The organism is Sphingomonas sp. CCH9-F2, assembly GCF_001556735.1.
In the GTDB taxonomy this organism is placed as follows: Bacteria; Pseudomonadota; Alphaproteobacteria; order Sphingomonadales; family Sphingomonadaceae; genus Sphingomonas; species Sphingomonas ginsenosidimutans.
Genome location: NZ_LSJO01000456.1, coordinates 1 through 1061, shown reverse-complemented (window position 1 = coordinate 1061; position 1061 = coordinate 1). Strand labels below are relative to the sequence as shown.

Below are 1061 nucleotides of genomic sequence, written 5' to 3'. Positions count from 1 at the left end.
GGCGGGGCGGCGGGCGTCGCGACCATGCTGGGGCTCAAGGCTCTTGAGGCCCGCTTCAAGGGGCTGATGGCGCTACTCGCCGCGATCGGCATCGACATTCTGGTCGACGGCCTGGTGCTCGGCCTCGCTTTCGTGGCGGGCGAGAAGGCAGGTCTCCTGCTGACGATCGCGCTCACTCTGGAAGTGTTATTTCTGGGACTGACGCTGACCGACGAGCTGGCGGAAACCTATCGCTCGCGCTTGCGCATCATCGTGATCGTCTCGGCATTGGCCCTGCTGCTGCCGATCGGCGCGCTCGCTGCCGTGCCGGTCGCCGCGCTGTCGCCGGTGATGATCGCCGGCTTCCTCAGCTTCGGGCTGATGGCGCTGCTCTACCTCGTCACGGAGGAGTTGCTGGTCGAGGCGCACGAGAAACCCGACACCCCGCTCATCAGCTCGATGTTTTTCGTCGGCTTCCTGGCCCTGCTGACACTTGAGGAGATGATGGGATGATCCCGGGCAACGACAACAATGGCGGGCAGGAGCGCCGCACACTGTGGATCTGCTGCTGAACGCGGCGATCGCTGCGGGCTTCTTCGTTTCCGGCTTCTTCGCGGACTCGAGCGCGCTGATCGCCAACGGCGTCGACAACCTGTCCGATACGGCTGTGTATGCGCTGAGCCTTGTGGCGCTCACCCGGGGCCAGACATGGAAGACACGCGCCGCGGTCGCTTCGGGCGTCATGCTGCTGATCTTCGCGGGCGGCATCTTGATCGATGTCGGACGGCGCTACGTGCAGGGCAGCGAGCCCATCGGACCTACCATGATGGTCATGTCCGCGATCGCCGGCGTCGTGAATTACCTCTGCCTGCGGCTGCTCCAGCGCCTCAAGGATCCGGACGTCAATCTCCGGGCCGCAACCACCTTCAGCTTCAACGACTTCATTTCCAACGGCGGCATCCTGATCGCCGGCGTGCTGGTGCTGTGGTTGGGTACCAATTGGCCGGACCTGCTGGTCGGCTTCGCCACCGCCATCATCGCCATCAAGGGCGGTGTCGAAATCCTGCGCGACGCGCGCGCCG

Annotated in this window: 1 protein-coding gene and 1 pseudogene; both read left to right on the top strand. The window is 64.9% G+C overall.

Annotated features, from left to right (window positions below):
- The coding region (locus AX685_RS12610) for a transporter (protein WP_066489206.1) at positions 1–492 on the top strand (492 nt) is incomplete at its 5' end.
- A pseudogene (locus tag AX685_RS12605) lies at positions 489–1061 on the top strand (cation transporter); the annotation flags it as partial. The gene AX685_RS12610 and the pseudogene AX685_RS12605, both read left to right, overlap by 4 nt.